The organism is Roseateles sp., from assembly GCF_031397715.1.
Lineage (GTDB): Bacteria > Pseudomonadota > Gammaproteobacteria > Burkholderiales > Burkholderiaceae_C > Paucibacter_A.
In genome coordinates this window covers 1-3,585 of the sequence record NZ_JANNMI010000198.1, presented here as the reverse complement: position 1 = coordinate 3,585, position 3,585 = coordinate 1, and the positions used below count along the sequence as shown (strand labels likewise).

Annotated in this window: 4 protein-coding genes and 1 pseudogene; all 5 read right to left on the bottom strand. The window is 62.3% G+C overall.

Annotated elements, in window-relative coordinates; genetic code table 11:
* Nucleotides 1-1,180 (bottom strand): type VI secretion system baseplate subunit TssF (gene tssF / locus RMO57_RS08475; protein ID WP_310385758.1); only part of this gene is annotated, 1,180 nt, incomplete at its 3' end.
* A 12-nt stretch (nt 1,181-1,192) separates the two neighbouring features.
* Entirely contained in the window at nt 1,193-1,699 is a 507-nt protein-coding gene (tssE, locus tag RMO57_RS08470) for a type VI secretion system baseplate subunit TssE (RefSeq protein ID WP_310385757.1), read from the bottom strand.
* A gap of 9 nt (nt 1,700-1,708) precedes the next feature.
* Nucleotides 1,709-2,542 (bottom strand): type VI secretion system accessory protein TagJ, encoded by an 834-nt coding sequence (locus tag RMO57_RS08465; RefSeq protein WP_310385756.1) that lies wholly within the window; start codon nt 2,540-2,542, stop codon nt 1,709-1,711.
* Between the two features lie 169 nt (nt 2,543-2,711).
* A complete protein-coding gene (locus tag RMO57_RS08460) occupies nt 2,712-3,203 on the bottom strand; it encodes a type VI secretion system tube protein Hcp (protein WP_310385755.1) in 492 nt (163 codons plus the stop codon).
* Between the two features lie 106 nt (nt 3,204-3,309).
* Nucleotides 3,310-3,585: pseudogene (locus RMO57_RS08455) on the bottom strand (type VI secretion system contractile sheath large subunit); the annotation flags it as partial.

The window sequence follows — 3,585 nt, the reverse complement described above, 5'->3', positions numbered from 1 at the left end:
CTTGTAGCCGCGCAGCGCCCCCTCCAATGCCCTCAGTTTCGGCATATTTCTTGCGCTCTCCGGTCGACATGAGTGAATCGCAGCAGCTGCCACCAAGTTTGGACGCCTCGGTGATCGTATGCACCTCAAAGTCCATCGGCCGGGTGCGATCGGGCACCACGTGGTAATCGCTGTCGCCCGGATTGACCTGGATGCGGTCGCAGCGCCGCTCAAGCAAATTGATCGCCGGCACGCAGTTCAAGGCCAGGCTGCTGGCATCCACTTGTTGCAGCAAGGCGTTGTCGGCGCGCGAGAAGAGGATGACGATGTCGACCTCTTGGCCGCCATGCTCTCGCAGCGCGTCCCCAATGTCGTGCAGGTCGAAAAACAAGAATCGCTGTGGGAAGGCAAAGTACTCCTGCACGATGCGGTAGCCCTCAAATCCATGCAGAGTCGGCGGCAGCAGCGCTTGGTCGTCGTCAAAACCGACCGGACTGATGCACTCGGCGTCGAGCGCCTCATGCCAGTCCATCGGGCGTTTGGTCGGCATCACCAACACGCCCATCGCATGGCCGCAAATCAGCTCGTGCAGGCGGTAGGCCACATCGTCCAAGCCGGTGCAATGCAGGCGCAGGCTGTCGAGCGAGAGCTGGGCCAGGTCGCAATTGGCGGTGGTGCGCAGGCGCAGGCGCAGGCCCGAGCGGTATTTGCGCCATTCGGGCACCGCCGCGATGGGCAGGTCGGCAGCCTGGTTGAAATACTCGACCTGCGTCAACTCCAGCGGCCAGATCTTCAACTCATGCGCACTGCGGAACTCGCAGGCGGTGGCCCCCGCCTTGCCGGCATGGCCGTGCATCACCGTACCGCGCGCCAAGGTCAAACCGGTGGCCAGACTGGGGTCGGCCAGATCGGGGACGACACGGGCGATCAACATCGCCGGCGTTGGCGCCAGGAACTGCGGGTAAACGATCTCCAGCAGCGTCTGCGTGAAGCGCGGGAACTCGGCATCCAGCTTGAGCTGGATGCGGCCGGCCAGAAAGGCAAAACCCTCCAGCAAGCGCTCCACATACGGGTCGGAAACCTCCAGCCCTTCAATGCCTAAACGGGCGGCGATCTTGGGGAACTGCTGCGCAAACTCCGCGCCCATCTCGCGCAGATGACGCAACTCGTCGTTGTAATAGCGCAGCAGCCGCGGATCCATGGCCAGCGCCCCTTAACGATCGAGTTCGCGCACGGCGACCCGACCGGTTTCAAGGTCGATGTCGGTGCGCAGCAGCAACTCAAGCGGCACCGGTTGCGCCCATAACTGCCCGGCAATACGGAAGCCGATCTGGTTGTGGTGATCCAACTGCTTGTCCGATATCACCGTCTCCACCGTCAGCGTGTGCGGCAAGATGCGCGGCTCGTGGTCGAGGATGGCCTGCTTGACCCGGTCTTGTAAAAGCTTGGGATCGACATTCGAGGCGCTGCTGCCCGACAAGGCCGGCAGGCCGTAATTGAGCACCGACTTGCGCGCATGCGGCGCGTGCGTCCAATCGATGTAGTCGCCCGGCGCGGTGGAATTGAACAGCCAGGCCAGATCGCGCAGCACCATCTCACGCAACTGATTACGGCCGATCACACGCGTCTCGCTACTTTCATGCAAAGCGTCGGGTTCGTCATCGGTCAGCCGATCCAGCAGCGCGGGCTGGAGGCGGTCACGGGCACGCAGCTGAGCCATGGGTCTGATTCAACTCTGCTCGGCCACGGCATTCAGCGTGACAGACCGAATATCCATCAGGGCGAAATCAGCCGCATCGGTCGCGAACAAGCGCTGACCCAAACCGACGAACTCATCCACGCCGCTCGAGCGCCACTCGGTGCTGCGGGACAGGGCCAACAAATCACCCGGCGCCAAATCGGTGTCGGGATAGCGGGTAGGGATCAGCCCGACCACTTCGCCGCCATTGGTGAACTGGAAATGTGCCGGCATCCAGACCGCGTCGCGCAGGTCCTGCGGCGGATCGATGTCGAGCTGCGCCACCCGGTTCCAGGGCAGCCAGTAATACTTGCCATTGATGATGGCCTCGATCACCGGGCCCAGCCGACTGTCCGCATCGGCAATCCAGGCAAAAGCCTGGCCGTCAACGGTCCCGGATGTGGCCGGCGCCAGTTCCAGCGCCTCGGCGCGCAGCTGCCGGCCGGCGTCCGGCTCGCCGCGACCTTCACGCAGCAAGGCTTCGATCAGCAAGGCCACCCAAGGCTCGGGCTCCCCGAACAGCATCGGCACTTTTTGCCCGGCGAACACCTTCATGCGCAGGGTCTCGCAAGCGATGGCCTCGCGGTAGGTCTGCACCATGGGCAGCATGCCGGCGTCGAGCTCCAGCGCCACATTGAGTTGATTCAGCGCGCGCTCCCATTGGCCGGTCACGCACAGCAGCTGGAACAAAAACACCCTCAGCTTCGCATCTTGAGGCTGTGCGCGGACCTGTTCGGTCAGTAGCTTGAGAGCCGCTTTGGCATCGCCATCTTTAAGGGCTTGTTCGGCACTCAGGGCTTGTTCGGCAGCACCGGGATTGGGCATGGGAACTCCGGCAAATACGGCGTTCTCGCGGACCCCAAGAGATGGCGTCTGCGTGAACGAAATTGAAAGGCAAGGGACGCAAGCGACCGGCCCGGCCGGCCGCTTGCGTCCATCGGTGCTCCCGCGCCGACTTGACCCACGTGGCGGTCGGCATGGGGGCGAACAAGGCTCAACCGCCGGCTACGTTCTCGGCAATGTTCCAGGCAAAGGTCTTGTCGCCGGCGACCGTGCCCTTGGAGTCTTGCGGCGTGTAGTCGAACGTGACTTCAGCGAAGTTCAAGGTGACGTTCTCGGTCAGGCGGTCCTCGCCCCCACTGCCACCGGTGCTGACCGAGGTGATCAGCACCTCCGTCATTTCAATCTTGATGTATTCGACCGGCGCGCCCTTGCCCCCTGCCTTGCGTACGATCAGATTTGCCTTGTCGACATGCTTGCCGCTAAAGCTGGCCTGGATCAAATTGTGCGAGCAGGAGTCCACGTATTTCGTGAATGACAAATCCTGCACATTGGCTTTGCCAGCCCCGCCGCCGCCGCCAGAGTGCGTCGTTCCGCTGTTCGACAGCCCCCAGCTCCAGGCCAGAACATCGATCTTCTCCTTGTGGACCTTGTCCTCGGATTCGCCCTTGAAGTCTCCGATTTTCATGAACATGTCGACTGCCATACTGCTTCTCCTTTGATGCTCCCGTATCGGGAGCGGTTAACGTTGTTGCACTGCCCAACCCTGTCCCAGACCCCCTTCGTGCGGCGGGGATGGGTGTACAAGCGCCCTATCCCGCTTTGGCAGAAGGAAGCTTCGAGACCAGACGCAGCGACACCGTGAGCCCTTCAAGCTGGTAGTGCGGCCGCAGGAAGAATTTCGACGAGTAGTAACCCGGGTTGCCTTCTATCTCCTCCACCACCACTTCAGCCGCAGCCAAGGGTTTGCGCGCCTTGGTGTTCTCGGAAGAGTGCGCCGGGTCGCCGTCCACGTATTGAAGAATCCAGCTCTGCAACCAGCGCTGCATGTCATCGCGCTCCTTGAACGAACCGATCTTGTCGCGCAC